Annotated in this window: 12 protein-coding genes and 1 pseudogene; 6 read left to right on the forward strand and 7 right to left on the reverse strand. The window is 46.6% G+C overall.

All coding sequences use genetic code 11. The features are described from left to right. The first annotated feature begins 670 nt into the window (after positions 1 to 670). A complete protein-coding gene (locus tag CX664_RS04220; RefSeq protein WP_163371296.1) occupies positions 671 to 1516 on the forward strand; it encodes an SET domain-containing protein in 846 nt (281 codons plus the stop codon). Between the two features lie 49 nt (positions 1517 to 1565). Here the strand turns inward: CX664_RS04220 and CX664_RS04225 are convergent, their stop codons facing one another. The 3 genes and pseudogenes from CX664_RS04225 to CX664_RS27350 form a co-directional block, all read right to left on the reverse strand. Next, entirely contained in the window at positions 1566 to 2984 is a 1419-nt protein-coding gene (locus CX664_RS04225; RefSeq protein ID WP_101745526.1) for an SET domain-containing protein, read from the reverse strand. 245 nt (positions 2985 to 3229) lie between these two features. Further along, complete coding sequence (locus tag CX664_RS04230) at positions 3230 to 4180, reverse strand: hypothetical protein (protein ID WP_101745527.1); 951 nt, start codon at positions 4178 to 4180, stop codon at positions 3230 to 3232. Between the two features lie 200 nt (positions 4181 to 4380). Continuing rightward, positions 4381 to 4500, reverse strand: a pseudogene (locus CX664_RS27350) (transposase); the annotation flags it as partial. A 109-nt stretch (positions 4501 to 4609) separates the two neighbouring features. Here CX664_RS27350 and ettA point away from each other — a divergent pair. Then, positions 4610 to 6277 (forward strand): energy-dependent translational throttle protein EttA, encoded by a 1668-nt coding sequence (gene ettA / locus CX664_RS04235; protein WP_101745528.1) that lies wholly within the window; start codon positions 4610 to 4612, stop codon positions 6275 to 6277. A 346-nt stretch (positions 6278 to 6623) separates the two neighbouring features. On the opposite strand, the gene CX664_RS04240 is transcribed toward ettA, so the two are convergent. Continuing rightward, positions 6624 to 7778: an RING finger domain-containing protein gene (locus CX664_RS04240; protein WP_145999812.1), complete on the reverse strand. Its 1155-nt coding sequence runs from the start codon at positions 7776 to 7778 to the stop codon at positions 6624 to 6626. A gap of 205 nt (positions 7779 to 7983) precedes the next feature. Further along, positions 7984 to 9159 carry an RING finger domain-containing protein gene (locus CX664_RS04245; RefSeq protein WP_101745530.1) on the reverse strand — a complete coding sequence of 392 codons (1176 nt, stop codon included), beginning with the start codon at positions 9157 to 9159 and terminating at the stop codon, positions 7984 to 7986. A gap of 317 nt (positions 9160 to 9476) precedes the next feature. Between CX664_RS04245 and CX664_RS04250 the strand changes: the two genes are divergently transcribed. Next, a complete protein-coding gene (locus CX664_RS04250; protein ID WP_101745531.1) occupies positions 9477 to 9995 on the forward strand; it encodes a hypothetical protein in 519 nt (172 codons plus the stop codon). 56 nt (positions 9996 to 10051) lie between these two features. Here the strand turns inward: CX664_RS04250 and CX664_RS04255 are convergent, their stop codons facing one another. Then, positions 10052 to 11746: a VRR-NUC domain-containing protein gene (locus CX664_RS04255; protein ID WP_145999813.1), complete on the reverse strand. Its 1695-nt coding sequence runs from the start codon at positions 11744 to 11746 to the stop codon at positions 10052 to 10054. 104 nt (positions 11747 to 11850) lie between these two features. Then, on the reverse strand, positions 11851 to 12519 hold the full coding sequence (locus CX664_RS04260; protein WP_101745533.1) for a Rossmann-fold NAD(P)-binding domain-containing protein: 669 nt from the start codon (positions 12517 to 12519) through the stop codon (positions 11851 to 11853). 111 nt (positions 12520 to 12630) lie between these two features. On the opposite strand from CX664_RS04260, the gene CX664_RS04265 reads away from it, so the two are divergent. The 3 genes from CX664_RS04265 to CX664_RS04275 all read left to right on the forward strand — a co-directional run bounded on the left by CX664_RS04265 (position 12631) and on the right by CX664_RS04275 (position 14939). Continuing rightward, entirely contained in the window at positions 12631 to 13197 is a 567-nt protein-coding gene (locus CX664_RS04265) for a DUF4202 domain-containing protein (protein WP_101745534.1), read from the forward strand. 397 nt (positions 13198 to 13594) lie between these two features. Beyond that, on the forward strand, positions 13595 to 14407 hold the full coding sequence (locus tag CX664_RS04270) for a BrxA family protein (protein ID WP_244910622.1): 813 nt from the start codon (positions 13595 to 13597) through the stop codon (positions 14405 to 14407). Further along, positions 14391 to 14939 carry a hypothetical protein gene (locus tag CX664_RS04275; RefSeq protein WP_101745535.1) on the forward strand — a complete coding sequence of 183 codons (549 nt, stop codon included), beginning with the start codon at positions 14391 to 14393 and terminating at the stop codon, positions 14937 to 14939. Before CX664_RS04270 ends, CX664_RS04275 begins: the two co-directional genes overlap by 17 nt. Positions 14940 to 14953 lie beyond the last annotated feature (14 nt).

Genomic DNA, 14953 nt, shown 5'->3' on the forward strand with positions numbered 1-14953 from the left:
TGTCGGACTTAAGACTTTCCTACGCGGCAACTGCTCCTGCGTTGCCCTAGCTTCTGCATCCATGCAGTCGTGCGGTTGCGATAAATTGGTCTAAAAATTCCTGCTTCTTCGTCAAATAGCCCCGCTATTCTCCTCAGAAGCAGAAATTTTTATCCTCAATTTCTCGCAATCCTCGCTACGGACGCTTAAGTCCGACAGGCTCCAAGAGGCTGTGAAATGCCTGGATATTGGTGGTGAAACACTATTCTAATACAGCCCGCAGGAAATCGGCAGTAAAAACCACTCAATGTCCACGATGAATACCCTGTTTAACGCCCCTTTTACGCAAAGACAGGCCCAAAGGATTTTTGACTCAGGAATGGCTCATACGCCGTGCATTCGCCCCGCTCCCGGAACTGTGTGTGAGCAACAACGTTACCCCCCCTGACAGATAATCCAGCGAAATAATAAAAAATGCTGACAAACATTTTGAACCAGCAATTAACTTCTCGGTCGAATAGATCCAACTCTACAAAAAACACGTCACAACATGATACCAGCCATCTGTTCACCCAACAGGACTGAACCACCCGTTGAACCCCCTGTACTTCAACGTTTTGGCATTGATTCCGAAGCCCAAGAGCACTGGTTCAACCGGACAGTTACCAGAAAGCCTCCTCACGGAAATTTTATGCGTGATGAGATTCTGGATGATTTACAAACCATCCGAAGCATCAGATCAATTACTACTGTCAATCCGACAGAACTCACGTTATTTCAAAATAAAGAGACGATTACCAGAATACGAAAGCTGAGAGACATGACCAATCTCGCCTTACTTCGGTTACAAGACACAGAAAACACGCAGGTGACTGCATTTACTCCCCCGGAGTCACCTGTCTCGTTGCTTGCCCATGAAGTCGGGGCCGCCCACGGTTCTGACCACGGTCATCGCCACAAACTCAGGGCGCGGATCCAGGCCAGTACTCAAGGTGTCGTCCACGGTACCGGCGTTGTGGCGAAAAAGCGGTTCAAAAAAGGTCAATTCATCTCTCTGTATCACGGCCCACTGATATACCGAATAAGAAGCCGACAGTCGGGCCAGCAACAAAAATTCAATGTATTCAAACTGGAACAGGGTAAAAAAGGGCCTGTTCCCCGATTTATGGAGAAAGATACTTTTGCTGCCTGGTCTGGCATTTTTCTCAAGTATTCCGGAACGCCCGGCATTGAGATTGGCCGTGATGCTGTCGGCCCCATTCGATATCTGAACCACTCCAAAAATGCCAATGTAAAAATCATCACACCCCGGGTATTGAGTAGATTTCCAGTTAATCAATGCGATCAGATTCTGTTAAGGGTTACTGCCCTGAAAGACATTGCCCCCGAAGAAGAACTGCTATTCGATTACGATCCTGACCTACCAGAGTCAGAGATTGACTTTACGCTATCAACAGTAGAAAAACCCGGGCAAAAGAGTGCAATAGCCATTCGTAATGCCGTCAGGAAAATTCATCAAAAAACGATAGCAGGCTAAATGCCTGCTATCGGCAACATTTTATTGATAGCACCTAACCAATTTCATGTTACTTAAAGGAAGCGAGATATTCTTTTAATTCATCAATACTCATCCAGGTTTGTTTACCGTTAAACATTGAATCCATTAAAAACTGTTGTAGATCATTAATATTTTTCATTGTTAACTTATCCATATCTTTGCTTAGTTCAGTTTTTAATGAAGATAAATAAGAAGCAATATCTTCCAAAATTGACGGGTTATTAGATAAAATTATATTCAGTAGTTTTTTATGATTGGGTTCCAGGCCTGCTTCCAGTTGATTAAGTCTTACTGGATGATGTGATTTATCACGAATACCATGAATTTTATCCATGATATTGCCAATTTCAATATCAAGTGATTCTGGCAGATCAACTTCTTTTTCCTTTGTTTTTGCCGACCTTTTCCTCCCACCCTTTAGACATTTTTCGTTCAGCTTTTTAACTCTCTGGATTATTTGTTTTCTTTGCTGTTTGTTTGCCTTATTATCTACCGACGAGATACTGAAGTCTATTTCAGAGTCTTTCTGGTTTGTATCATAATCAAATACCAGCTCTTCTCCCTTCTTAATATCTCTCAGGGCTACAACCTTCAGCTTAAGAGTTTCCCGGTCCCCCCACGCTAACGAGTCCACATTTGTACAGCTGATCATTACATTGGGTTGCTTGGAGTGATTCAGGAATCGGATATCATGTTCACAGTCACGGCCAAGCTCAATGACAGGTACGCCAGCTTGGGTAATAATAACGTTCGACCATGCAACATAAGTGTCGTTTTCCAGGATATTAACACCCGCAGTGTCATCATCGCCCGGGTCCTTGATGGTAAAGACAAAATATTTGCCATTTTTCTGATTAAGGGTTCTGAACACCAATGGCCCATCGTAAGGGCATATTACCTCTTCCGCTTTAAAGTTTTGGTTAGCAATGACACCGGTACCATGCACAACACCTTCTGTTGACCTTATGCACGGGGGAGGGAGATCAGTGCCCGGGGATGTTGGCGTCATTGCCCTTTCTGAAACAGGAGAGTCCGGGAAATACACCACCTCTTGACCATTAACAACCGTGATCCCGGCACCCTGATTTAAACGTTGAATTTGTTCGTCAACCATTTTTCTGAGAGTTAACAGTTGGTTTGTCATTCCTGAATAATCTTCCCCGGGCAGTAACTCGGTAGTTCTGGCGCGTAAAAGAACCATTGAATAACCAAGTACAGTTTCCATATCACCAAGGCAATGGTTGCAGCTGGGTGGCAGGGAAATAACGGAAGGCAGGGTGCTATTATTAATTGCTACATTCCTTTCAACCTGATCGAGTCGCATTTTTTTTGCCGGGGAAGGGGTACTTTCTGTTGGACCAGATTGTCTCTCTCTTGAGTAAAATGAACCCCTAGTCGGTGTTTGGTCAAACCCGAATCCAGATAGAAACATTGATTTATCCTTCATGGTTTTATTGGTATTCCATTTTTTCTGACCATAAAAACAGCTTTAAGTTCAAAAAATATCGCTATTATTCTTTTTGATTTTCAGACCAATTTATTGCAACCGCACGACTGCATGGATGCAGGAGCCAAAGCAACGCAGGAGCAGTTGCCGCGTAGGACAGTCTTAAGTCCGACAGGCTCCTGGACGGGCGCTATTCTCAGACAGCCTCCCAGAGCATCAAAGGACAAGGGAGCGTGGGAGCACGCTTATGAAATATCCGGGCTATCTTTTGACACTAGATTTTGGCCTGAATTTTCTTTCATAAAGGACAAAAATTGTTGTTTATCCGGGTATGCGGACAAGATAAATACGATGCGTTGACATGATTTCCCACTAGATTTTATGTCACTAGCTGTGGCTATTGAAGAGACGTTTTCTGTAATAAGACAGCCGTTTTCTGGATAGGGATATTGTTTAACAGTTTCAGGAAGATGTTTTGTTTCAGGAATATGTTTTACTGTAGAAAAAAACTTCGAAAAAAATGTTTTTGGTGCTTTATCGGCTTCTGGTGCTTTTTCGGCAAAGAGCAGATCTCCACCGGAGTATTTACCGTCCTTCTGCTCGCATGGTGAAATGACTGCTGTCATGGATAAAGGGGCCCAGACAGGACTCCATGGAATATTCACTATTTCAGGGTAGTCTGAATTGAGCGTGTATCTTACTATTCTGGCATTCATAGGAACTGACTGACCGGACCAATTGCCTAAAGCTGCCATTTTTTCCAGGTTGGAGCAAACGAAATTAGCCATTGATTCAGTGACATTATTTTCAGCTAGCCTGGTTCTCACCTCAACTTCGTCAGCTAATTTACAAGATTTGTCAAATTTGACAATGGGTGCTTTTAATGTACGTCCCATATCAACCGTACCCCCGAACAGCTCCATATATTGGCAATGATCAGGGGAAAGGCCATTACGTGGGATTGGGTTGAAAAACATTTCCTTTGGGCCATGAGTTTCATTAAAACTTCTTAAGTCTTTTGTGTCCAGGTATACCTGACGCACTAAATTTTTCTCATAACAGCCTTTATGGCTGATAATAAGTCGGCCCTTAAAATTGCCTTCCATTTGCCCAATATCAGTGTTATCAGTGTTCAATTTTTTGCGCAGGTCGATATTATATTGTGAAGTAATATCTGCAGATGGTCCCGTTAACATAACCAAATCCTCATTGAAAATTTAAATGGCCAACCTATGGAAGTTGGTATGATGATTGAAACTTACTAGTATTTTGGACATTGACAGTTATGAAAAAGTTCCATGCTGATTTCAACGGTGTTTTCCACCATTTTCATGAAGTGGGTCCAGAGGAATTTTTCAGAGCAGGGATAAAATGTCTGTAATCACAGAAGTGCCTCCCAGTACCGCTTCTTCAAATCCCGAACACTCTCAAACAGCCTGGTTAAAGATCTTCCTTTGATTCTCCGCATAACTTTACCAGGCACCATATTCGGTGCTGCTGACACCGACAGGTGTAGTTACACCATTGAGAATTCAAACACCGGGAATGAATTTACAACTCCAACATTGTTTTACCATTCTTGGTTGTATTGTATTATTCAGGTCAATTTATCACGGATAAACATGATGTCTCAGTTCGTTTACACCATGAATCGGGTGAGCAAAATCGTTCCCCCGAAACGTCAGATCTTAAAAGATATTTCTCTCTCCTTTTTCCCGGGTGCCAAAATTGGTGTTCTGGGCCTGAACGGTGCGGGCAAGTCCACTCTGCTGCGGATTATGGCCGGTGTGGATAAAGAGTTTGATGGTGAAGCCCGCCCTCAGCCCAACCTGAACGTCGGCTATCTACCTCAGGAGCCTGAGCTGGATACAGCCAAAACCGTCCGCGAAGTGGTTGAAGAAGCACTAGGTGAAGTCAAGGCCGCTCAGCAACGTCTGGATGAAGTTTATGCCGCCTACGCTGATCCGGATGCCGACTTTGATGCCCTGGCGACGGAACAGGCTCGTCTGGAAAACATTATTCAGGCCGCCGATGCCCACAATCTGGAGCGCAAGCTGGAAGTGGCAGCAGATGCCCTGCGTCTGCCTGAGTGGGATGCCAAAATTGACCACCTCTCCGGTGGGGAGCGTCGCCGTGTGGCTCTCTGCCGCCTGTTGCTCTCCAGCCCGGAAATGCTGCTGCTGGACGAACCCACCAACCATCTGGATGCAGAATCCGTGGCCTGGCTGGAACGCTTCCTGGTTGAATACCCCGGAACCGTGGTTGCCATCACCCACGACCGTTACTTCCTGGACAATGCAGCTGGCTGGATTCTGGAACTGGACCGTGGTGAAGGTATTCCTTACCAGGGCAACTACAGCGCCTGGCTGGAACAGAAAGAGCAACGTCTGGAACAGGAACAGAAACAACAGGATGCCCGCCGCAAAGCCATGGAGCACGAACTTGAGTGGGTTCGCTCCAATGCCAAGGGCCGTCAGTCCAAATCCAAAGCCCGTCTGGCCCGCTTTGAAGAGATGCAGTCCCAAGACTTCCAGAACCGTAACGAAACCAATGAAATCTACATTCCACCCGGTCCACGCCTGGGTGACAAGGTGATTGAAGTCAACAACCTGAGCAAAGGGTTCGGTGACCGCCTGCTGATTGATGACCTGAGCTTCAGCATTCCCAAAGGGGCCATTGTCGGCATTATCGGCGGTAACGGTGCCGGTAAATCCACCCTGTTCAAAATGATCACCGGGCAGGAGCAGCCGGATTCCGGAACCGTTGAGCTGGGAGACACCGTTAAAATCTCCAACGTTCAGCAGCTTCGTGATGAGCTGGATGACAGCAAAACCGTCTGGGAAGCCATTTCCGATGGCCAGGACATTCTACGCATCAACAACTATGAAGTGCCATCCCGTGCTTATATTGGCCGCTTCAACTTCAAGGGTGGCGATCAGCAGAAGCGTGTCGGTGAACTCTCCGGTGGAGAGCGGGGCCGTCTCCAGCTGGCAGCCACATTAAAAGACGGTGGTAATGTACTGCTGCTGGACGAACCTTCCAACGACCTGGACGTTGAGACCCTGCGTGCCCTGGAAGAAGCCCTGCTGGCATTCCCCGGCTGTGCCATGGTGATTTCCCACGACCGCTGGTTCCTGGACCGTGTTGCTACTCATATTCTGGCCTACGAAGGCGACTCCAAAGTGACCTTCTTTGAAGGTAACTACACCGAGTACGAAGCTGACCGCCTCGACCGCCTGGGTGCAGAAGCGGCTGGTCCGCACCGTATTAAGTACAAACGTATTGATGCCTGACGATATCTGCTACTGATGCACCCGATCATCCAGCGCAGCTAAGCGTTGATCTTAGGGTAGACATTAAGCGCCTACTCCCCGCTTGGGTAAGTTAGAGATCGAACCACGAAGGTCACGAAGAGCACAAAGAAGAGATTTTCTTTTCCTTCGTGCTCTTTGCCGTGAAAGAAAATTGCCACGGAGGCACAGAGACACGGAGAACAGAAAAACGCTTTTCCTCTGTGTCTCCGTGACTCTGTGGCTAAAGCTTTCATGACAGAGGGTGACAAACCATCGTCATGAATATTTGTGTTCTTCGTGGTTCCATCCGAAAACCATTGAAAATAGAGGGGTAAGCTTCTTCAGATCAGAATAAGAACCTATCGGTATCAAACTGCCCAGAGGGAATGTCTAACGTGCTGTCACTAACAGGGCGTTGAGAGCTGGAGTAACATTCTAAGTCTATAGTTTCACTCCGGCTATTGGAGTAAAAGCCGTCAAAAGAATCAACCGGCCGGCTCTCGAAAAGCTTTTCAGAAGGGGTTGTGTCGAATAATTTCTTATATTCAAGATTCTTTTCTTTCAGCTCCAGTTTCAATCTATTCCAGCTAAAAAATTTAGTAGATGGGTCGAATACGTTGCGAAGAGGAATGGAATTATTTAAGTCATTGATAAAAATAGCGTTCTGTTTCCATAAATCATAATGAAAGATGCAGAGATCTGTCTTTTGGTCAAAAATAGCTGGATACGTGTTTTTCAGGCTGAGAAATAATAAATCAGTTCGAATGTCTTCCAGAAGATTTGTGAAAGCAGCTTCTGGAGTTGTCGCATTGTCAATATCTGCAGACGTATAGCCCAAATCAATCTTGGGCCCGTTGGGGTTAAACTTCACAGAAATGATAATCATTGGTTGAGGGTGAAGCTGGATGAATTCGTCTGTGTAGCAACATTTTTCATCATAAAACACATCAGCGATTGTGTACTGTTTTTGGGCAAATGACTCAATAAGCCATGCAATAATTTGGGTATGGTTGTTCTTCAGAAAGTCTTTTGCCTCTTGATGTGGGAAAGTTACCAGGGGATAAGGGCAGAGAGCTTTCGTGCCGGAGCTGATCGAGGCATTGGTTCCTACGGCTGTACAAAGGTTTTCAGTGCATTCCAGTGGCAAACTCTCTCTTAATAATGTGCTGTTATCATAGACTTTAATCGTTGAAGGACTGACAACACCCTTACACTCAGGACAGGGCTGCTGATAATTTAATAGTTTATTAGTGCATTCTGAGTGGTACACATGGAAGCATGGTAGCAAGGATAATGGTTTGATTTCAGTACTGGTGAAAGTTTGCAGGCAAAGAGCGCAATTACCTTGTAGAGCAGTTTCTACTCGCCGGGATGACTGTGTAGCTTGAAGCTGGTGCCCCTTAAAGTTTGCATTATTAGCTGGACACGTTGATTCAGAGGTATGGGCTGTAGGGTCAGGGATAACGTATTCAGACTGTGTCCCAATGCTGGCGTCAATCAAGTTGTATCTCCATTTTTCCTGAAGTTAATTTCATCTTTTTGACTATTTTCACAATAAAAAGTTCCTGACCGCACTTACAGTAGGTTTCGTTAAATGGTAACTGCCCACTTAGCCAGAAATATACAATTCCATTTGGCTTATCTGCTGCTAACGCACCGGAGTTAATTCGAGGTGATCGGGTGATACCCGGTTAAGCTTCTTCAGATCAGAATAAGAAACTATTGGTATCAAAATACCCGGAGGGAATTTCCAACGCCCTTTCACTAACAGGGCGTTGAGAGCCGGCCGAGCTAAATTCTGCGTCTCCGGTTCCCCTCAGGCTGTTGGAGTGAAAACCGTCAACAGAATCAAATCCCCGGCTCTGAAAAGATCTCATCCGGGAAAACTCATTACGCTCGAAAAATCTTTCAGAAGGCGTTGTTTCGAATAACTTCTTATATTCAAAACCCTGTTTTTCCAGCTCCAGTTTCAATCTATCCCAGCTAAAAGATTTAGTCGATGGATTGAATATGGTGCGAAGAGGAACGGAGTTATTTTTGCCATTGATAAAAATAGCGTTGTATGTCCATAAATCATAACGGTAGATGTATAGGTCTGTGTTGCAGTCAAAAATGGCTGGATGTGAGTTTCTCAGACTGAGAATTAATAAATCAGTTCGAATGTCTTCCACAAGATTTGTGAAAGCAGATTCTGCCGTTTTTGCTTTATTAATATCTGCAGACGAATAGTACAATCCTCTCATGGGCTCGTTGGGGTTGTGCTGCACAGAAAGCGTAATCGCTGGTTTATGGTGAATGTGTTCGAATTCTGTTCCGCAATATTTTTCGTAATAACGCACATTAGCGGTTGTATAGTGTTTTTGAGCAAATGACTCAAGGAGCCATTCAATAATTTGGGGATGGTTGTTTTCCAGAAAGTTTTCTGCCTCCTGATATGGGAAAGTTGCAAGAGGATAAGGACAGAGAGCTTGCGTGCCGGAGCAGATTGAGGCATTGGCACCTACGACAAGACAAAGGTCTTCAGTGCATTCCAGTGGCAAATTCTCTCTCAATAATGTGCTGTTTTGGTAAATTTTAATTTTTGAAGGACTGGCAAGAGCCCTGCAGTCAGGACAGGATTGATTTAATGCTTGAGCATAACATTCTGAGTGGTACACATGGAAACATGGCAACAAGGATAATGGCTTGATTTCAGTATTGGTGAAAGTTTCCAGGCACAGAGCGCACTTACCTTGCAGAGCAGCTTCTACTCGCCGGGATGACTGTGTAGCTTGAAGCTGGTGCCCCTTAAAGTTGGCATTATCAGCTGAAGACGTTGATGCAGGGGCTGCAGATTCAGGGATAACGTATTTGGGCTGTGCCCCACTGCTGGTGTTAATCAAATCGTATCTCCACTTTTCCTGAAGTGAATTTCAGTTTTTGACTAATTTCACAGTGAAAAGTTCATAGCCGGGCTTACCGGAGGTTTCGTTCTATCTAATGGTAACTACAATCGAGTATGAAGCTGACCGCCGGATCAGCACTATCACTATCTGCCTGTTCGGGTAGTCAGTTATTATTTTTTCTTCTCCGATGAACTTTACCGACAAATCCAGGTCTGTTGCTTAGTGGACATTTAGTTAGCACTGATAACGCCGTGCGCTCTAAGTAAACTTAATCATTATTGACTGTCACCCTGTTTCCGGGTTAGGAGAATCCTATGAAGTTGTATCGGGTTTTATTTCTGCTCATGATTGGCAACCTGTCCTCCGCATTTGCTACTGAGCTTGGCAAAATCTCCGCCACTATCGCCAATGATCAATTGATTTCCTATGAGTTATCAGGCGTGTTTACCGGCCAACCAGAGTACAATCACAAATACGCCTGCAATTTTACTTATAACTCCTGGAGGCTGACTGCCCGGGGCGGTAAAGTCAGCTTTCCGGTGAAACTGGATGAGCATGACAAAGTCTTTGCCAACTTCACCTGGGCTGGCTGGGGAGCAGATACCATCGTCAATATTTACTTTAACGGTCAGCCCATTGCCTATGGCCATGAAGTACATGGACACGCCTGGAACAGCCCCGCAACCGATACCTTTGAAATCCCTGCCGGTAACTGCTCAGACAATTGCCGGATAACCCTGGAGCTGGATCACCGTTCACCCATGGTGTTATTTATGAAAGATCTGACACTGACGGATGAAAACAATAAAGTGATTATCATAAAAGAAGAATAATTCAATCTCGCATGCAAAACTTGCACCTGCATTTGTGGGCTTCACCTGCCCATAAATCAGGCCTCAGCCCATCTGACATAGACCACCTCCGCTGGAATTCCGTTTTCCTGAAAAAAGGCTAACCACAATTTCTGATTTTCCTGCAGCCTGTCTCCCGGCCCCTTAACCTCCAGCCACTGATACCGGCTATTTTCCGGATCAAACAGGATCAGGTCCGGAAACCCGGTTCGGTTGTGGGCAATATCAAACATCAGTCGTTGAAACATAGCTCGCAGTTGTGCCATCGGTATCAACGATACGGCCAGGGTAATCAGCTCCGGGCTAAGCGCTGGCCAGATGACCAGACGGTTGCTGATCCCCTGCTTCCCGTTATAGGTTGCCAGCAGAGTATCCAGAAGATTGCCTTCAGACATTTCTGCCAGCCGGTGATGAATCGAATCCTTGCAGCTCCGATAAAAATCCGGGGTCATCAGGTCTGCTGGTCCACTCTGAAACGGATGGAAGAACGCCCCCTCCCGGTCGGCAAAGATAATATCCCAGAACCACAGGCCAGCAAGCCCATTGATCAGGGCATTTTCCACATAAAACACCTGCCAACCCTGATCTTTGAAATGCGCCTGCACCTGAAATTCAACCCGCTGACCATTGTCATTCAGCTCAAGAGTCCGTTCGTTAAACGGTGTGGTTTGCCGCCTGCGCTTCTCGCCCTTCAGGGTTTTGGCAAACCGATGGGCAAAAGCCAGCTCCAGGCTGCTGGCCGGTGAAGCCTCTATCTCTTCACACAGTGCCAAAGCGCCAGCCGTATCATTGAGTCTGGCCAAAATGCGAGTTCGCCGTTCCCGGGACGGAGGCAAATACGACTGCTGAAAACTGGCGACGGCCTCCCGCAAAGCACCTTGCCTTTCCAGGTCACGGGCAATGGCATTCACCAGCCGGGCATACCGTCGCTTAAGGGTCGGATGGCTGAAATCAGACGACGGTGGTAATTTAGCGGCCAGGGCCTGCAACTCATCAAGGTCAAGTTTCTTATTGTCTCGGGCAACTGCCTGCCAGAGCAGTGACAGGCTCAACCCCTGCTCCAGCTCCTCCCGGCGGTCAAATAACCGCGAGTTTAGCGGATAGCTTTCAAAGCGATTCAAACCCAGGTCCTGAAGTACAAACTCCGTCAAATCCTGACTGAGGTTACCAAAGAACAGAAACAATAAGGTTCTCAGCTCTTCCCGGTACAGCGGTTGAAGAATGGTAAATGGCAGATCAGGGCATGGGTTACCGCTATCCACCAACCGGTTTACCAAAGATTGCTTACGTTCGCTTCGGTAAGGGCCAAGCTGGTCAGGAAAACAGCACAGTAACTCACTTTTGGTCATAAGATCGGACACCGCAACCAGATCCAGCGGCGGGTTAACCTGCATAAGACCCGCACCAACCAATTCATTAACCGCCAATTCAATGGCGGCAATTTCCGGATAGTTGAGTTTATCCCGCCGAAACATCGGGCCTTTGCGCCCCACCAGCCGCACATAGAGTTTCTGTGCATCCTCCTCCAGCCGTCGGAAGGTGTTGAGAAAACCGGTTTCGCGGCTACTCAATAAATCAGCATACTGCTGCTCAACAAAACCAAGCAGCCGCTGAAAATTGGTCAGGTAATAGTCTTCAGGTAATACCACCGGTGTGTGCAATGCAGCCTCGCTATTAAGTAGTTGGCCAAATGGAATCGTATATTTCTGGCTAAGTGGGCAGTTACTATGCAAGGCGCAACGTAGGGAGCATAGCAGTAGCTATGTGACCGGAGTTGCAACGCCGCAGAGTGATTGACAACTTAGTCAGAAATATATGATTTCATTTGGTTAACTACTTATTCACAGACAGCAATATCAGAAGGGCGGAACACCTGCAAACCGGACACATCCAGTAATGACTGCTGGTACATCAAGGTTGCCAGTGCTGTAATCCGGGTGGGACGAAGTACTTTCAAACCGGAAACCGGCAGGCTGCCTAACAGCGACAGCAGATAAAATCCAACAGACTCCATCAGCCGAAACTCATCACGCCTGCCATGCAGCAATGACGGCTGGTAAATAGCCAGAGAGCGAAGCCCCAGTGCTTTCAGCCCACTTTCCGCCTCACCTTTCACCTTCATATAAAAGGCCAGCGCCCCCTTATCTGCCCCGTAAGCACTGATCAGATGAAACGACGGCTGTCCATGGTCCACTGCCCACTGACCAAGTGCCAGAACATAGTCACGATCAACTTTGGCAAAGGCTGACCTTGAGCCAGCCTTTTTTATGGTGGTACCAAGACAACAGAACAAGACGTCAACGGTTAAATCCAGATCCTGTAACTGATCCAGGCTCAGCACCACCTCCCTGACTTTGGCATGACCCGCCCATTGTGTAGTTCGGTAGTGCAGAACAACGACCTCGGAGTAGTGGCTTCGCTCCAGCAGGTATTGCATCAACACCTGCCCGGTGGCACCGGTCGCACCAACCACCATGGCAACCCTTGGGGGCTTTTCTTTACTCATCCTTTTTAACCCGACTATCCAGTTGAGTAGAATCACAAATACCAGTCGAAATCCACTGGCAAATCAAGTAAAAAGTGCGGCATAACTATTTTTAAAATGAGATCGCAGTTTATGACCAGGCTTGCAGAAACATTGGCCACCATTGACCAGCTTCACCAGATGGACCCAAGCGTCATTGATGATACCCCGGCAGAATTAAACTACGCCCGGCAAATGACCCACTGGTTACAACAGCTGGCTCCGGATGCATCTGAAGAGTTGCAGATCGCCGTTCGCAGTCAGCACCTCTGCCGCTGGGAAATCCCCCGGTCAGAATACCCTGAAGGACGCACCGGCTACCTGAAGTGGCGCACCGAACTGGGCAAACTGCACGCCCGAAAAGCCGGTGAAATCATGGCCAGAAACGGTTATTCAGAAACAAGCTGTGCACAAGCGTCCGCGATTATCCGCAAGCAGGGCATCAAGCGAAATGCCGACACCCAGACGCTGGAAGACTGTGCCTGCCTGGTCTTTTTGACCCGGGACTTTTCGGCCTTTGCCGCCAAACACCCCAGGGACAAAGTGATCGCCATTGTGCAGAAAACCTGGAAGAAAATGTCTGAGCAGGCCCAGCAGAAAGCGTTGGCGTTGCCATTTGCAGAGCCTGACCTGCAGGTTCTTCAGGAGGCGTTGGCGTAGGAACTGTTTTCACGAGTTTATAGGACGTTTTTCGCATTCATCGGGATATTGTTGCACGAACGAATGGTAAAAACCGTTCGTGACAGCATATGATCCGGAAAAATCCAGGATTTTTGGACTCTTTTTCCAAGCTTTACCTGCGTGCAGACCAAAAAGTGATTTATTTGGTTACCTCTTCGAAAATACACGACTACCACCAATCACCTCACAAGCGTACAATAACCAGTTACCTCAAAATCCTCCTCTGAGCTATCTGGTCCCATGCTCCCCGGCGTCAATAAAAGACAATGGTAAAAACCACGGGCGGTAGCGTCTCTGAAACTTAGAAATCTCGAGAGGAAATAGCCCCTGGACAAAATACGTCGAACAGCGTTCACCGAATCTGAGAGGATAAAGATTGGCAAACACTGAGTCCCTCCAACCAGACGAGCTGCCAAGCAATGTCTACAACACCACGATCAAAGATATAGCAGGACTGAAGGATTACCGGCAAATCTTTAAAATCGTTAATGCACATTTTGCCCAGCCTGACTCTACAGAATTCCGGATTACCGATGGGAATGAGTTCGATATCCGCACCATCAAAACCCGGTCAAAGGTCAACTGGGCCATCCAGAAAACGGTTTTACACTTCATCAACGCAGACCACGAAGCATTAGCCAGCAGCGTATTCCAGGAACATATCCCCGATCAGGACAGAAAGTTCGCCTTTTTCTGGCATCTTTGCCTGAATAACCGACTGTTTAGAGAGATCACCACCCGGGTATTTGTAAAAACCTATTTCTCAGGGCGTGCGCAAATATCCCAGGAAGACATTATTGCCTTCGTTAAAGATATTTCCGATAAAAACGATCCCTCAAAACCCAGCTGGTCTGAAGATACCCTTTACCGGGTTGCCACCAAGTACCTGAGCTTGATGACCAAGTTTGATTTTGTCACCTCAGGCCGAACCAAAACCTTTAACCAAATTCGCCCCTCATCCGAGGCACTGACCCTATTTCTCTATTTCGCCAGATTGTACCAACCCACAGTGGCCAACATTCTGAAAAGCCGTCTGCTGCCCACCTGTTTTATCACAGCTGAAGATATTCAAAGCCGGTTAAAAAAGCTCTCCATACAGGGCTTTTTTCATATGAGTTTCAACGGGGTGGAATTAAACGTTGAGTTAACACACAGCTATAAGGAAATATGCGATGTCTTATACCGCTGATCATAAGCAGAAGTTTACTGATCTGAACCATCATCTTGCCCACCAGGATCAACTCCGCCGCAAAGCCAATGGTGGAAACAGTATTCTGTTCTCTTACCCTCCTGCGGATGAAATGCTGTATATCCGGCAGGCTCGGGAAGTTTATGGAGAAACGACAGAGTTTATCGATATTAGCCGGTTACTGGTTCAATTTATTGATGAAGACGACTGGTCATCGTTTGCTGAGTACTACAACGATTTTGCCAACACCCCGTACCTGGTTTTCAAATCCGATGATGAAACCCCGGATCTGTTTGATCTGATTATCGACGCGATAAAAGAGACCAGCTCCCGTGGAAAAATCCCGTTTCTTATTCGCAGCGGCTGTCTGTACGGGACTGGTATAGAAAACGTCAATATCATGGAACACAGGGATGTAATGAGTCTTAAGCAACCGCTAGTTATTTTTTACCCCTCCACCATCACCGGTGAAAACCTCCAGTTTCTGAACTTCAAACCCGCCTCCCAATATCGCTGTGTATTAGTGAACTAAGGGCCAATTAATCA

Source organism: Endozoicomonas acroporae (assembly GCF_002864045.1).
GTDB lineage: Bacteria > Pseudomonadota > Gammaproteobacteria > Pseudomonadales > Endozoicomonadaceae > Endozoicomonas > Endozoicomonas acroporae.

Excerpts from the sequence above, each read along its gene's own strand:
- CX664_RS04220 (WP_163371296.1), top strand. The coding sequence starts at position 671 with ATGCGTGATGAGATTCTGGATGATTTACAAACCATCCGAAGCATCAGA.
- CX664_RS04225 (WP_101745526.1), bottom strand. The coding sequence starts at position 2,984 with ATGAAGGATAAATCAATGTTTCTATCTGGATTCGGGTTTGACCAAACA.
- CX664_RS04230 (WP_101745527.1), bottom strand. The coding sequence starts at position 4,180 with ATGTTAACGGGACCATCTGCAGATATTACTTCACAATATAATATCGAC.
- ettA (WP_101745528.1), top strand. The coding sequence starts at position 4,610 with ATGTCTCAGTTCGTTTACACCATGAATCGGGTGAGCAAAATCGTTCCC.
- CX664_RS04250 (WP_101745531.1), top strand. The coding sequence starts at position 9,477 with ATGAAGTTGTATCGGGTTTTATTTCTGCTCATGATTGGCAACCTGTCC.
- CX664_RS04260 (WP_101745533.1), bottom strand. The coding sequence starts at position 12,519 with ATGAGTAAAGAAAAGCCCCCAAGGGTTGCCATGGTGGTTGGTGCGACC.
- CX664_RS04265 (WP_101745534.1), top strand. The coding sequence starts at position 12,631 with ATGACCAGGCTTGCAGAAACATTGGCCACCATTGACCAGCTTCACCAG.
- CX664_RS04275 (WP_101745535.1), top strand. The coding sequence starts at position 14,391 with ATGTCTTATACCGCTGATCATAAGCAGAAGTTTACTGATCTGAACCAT.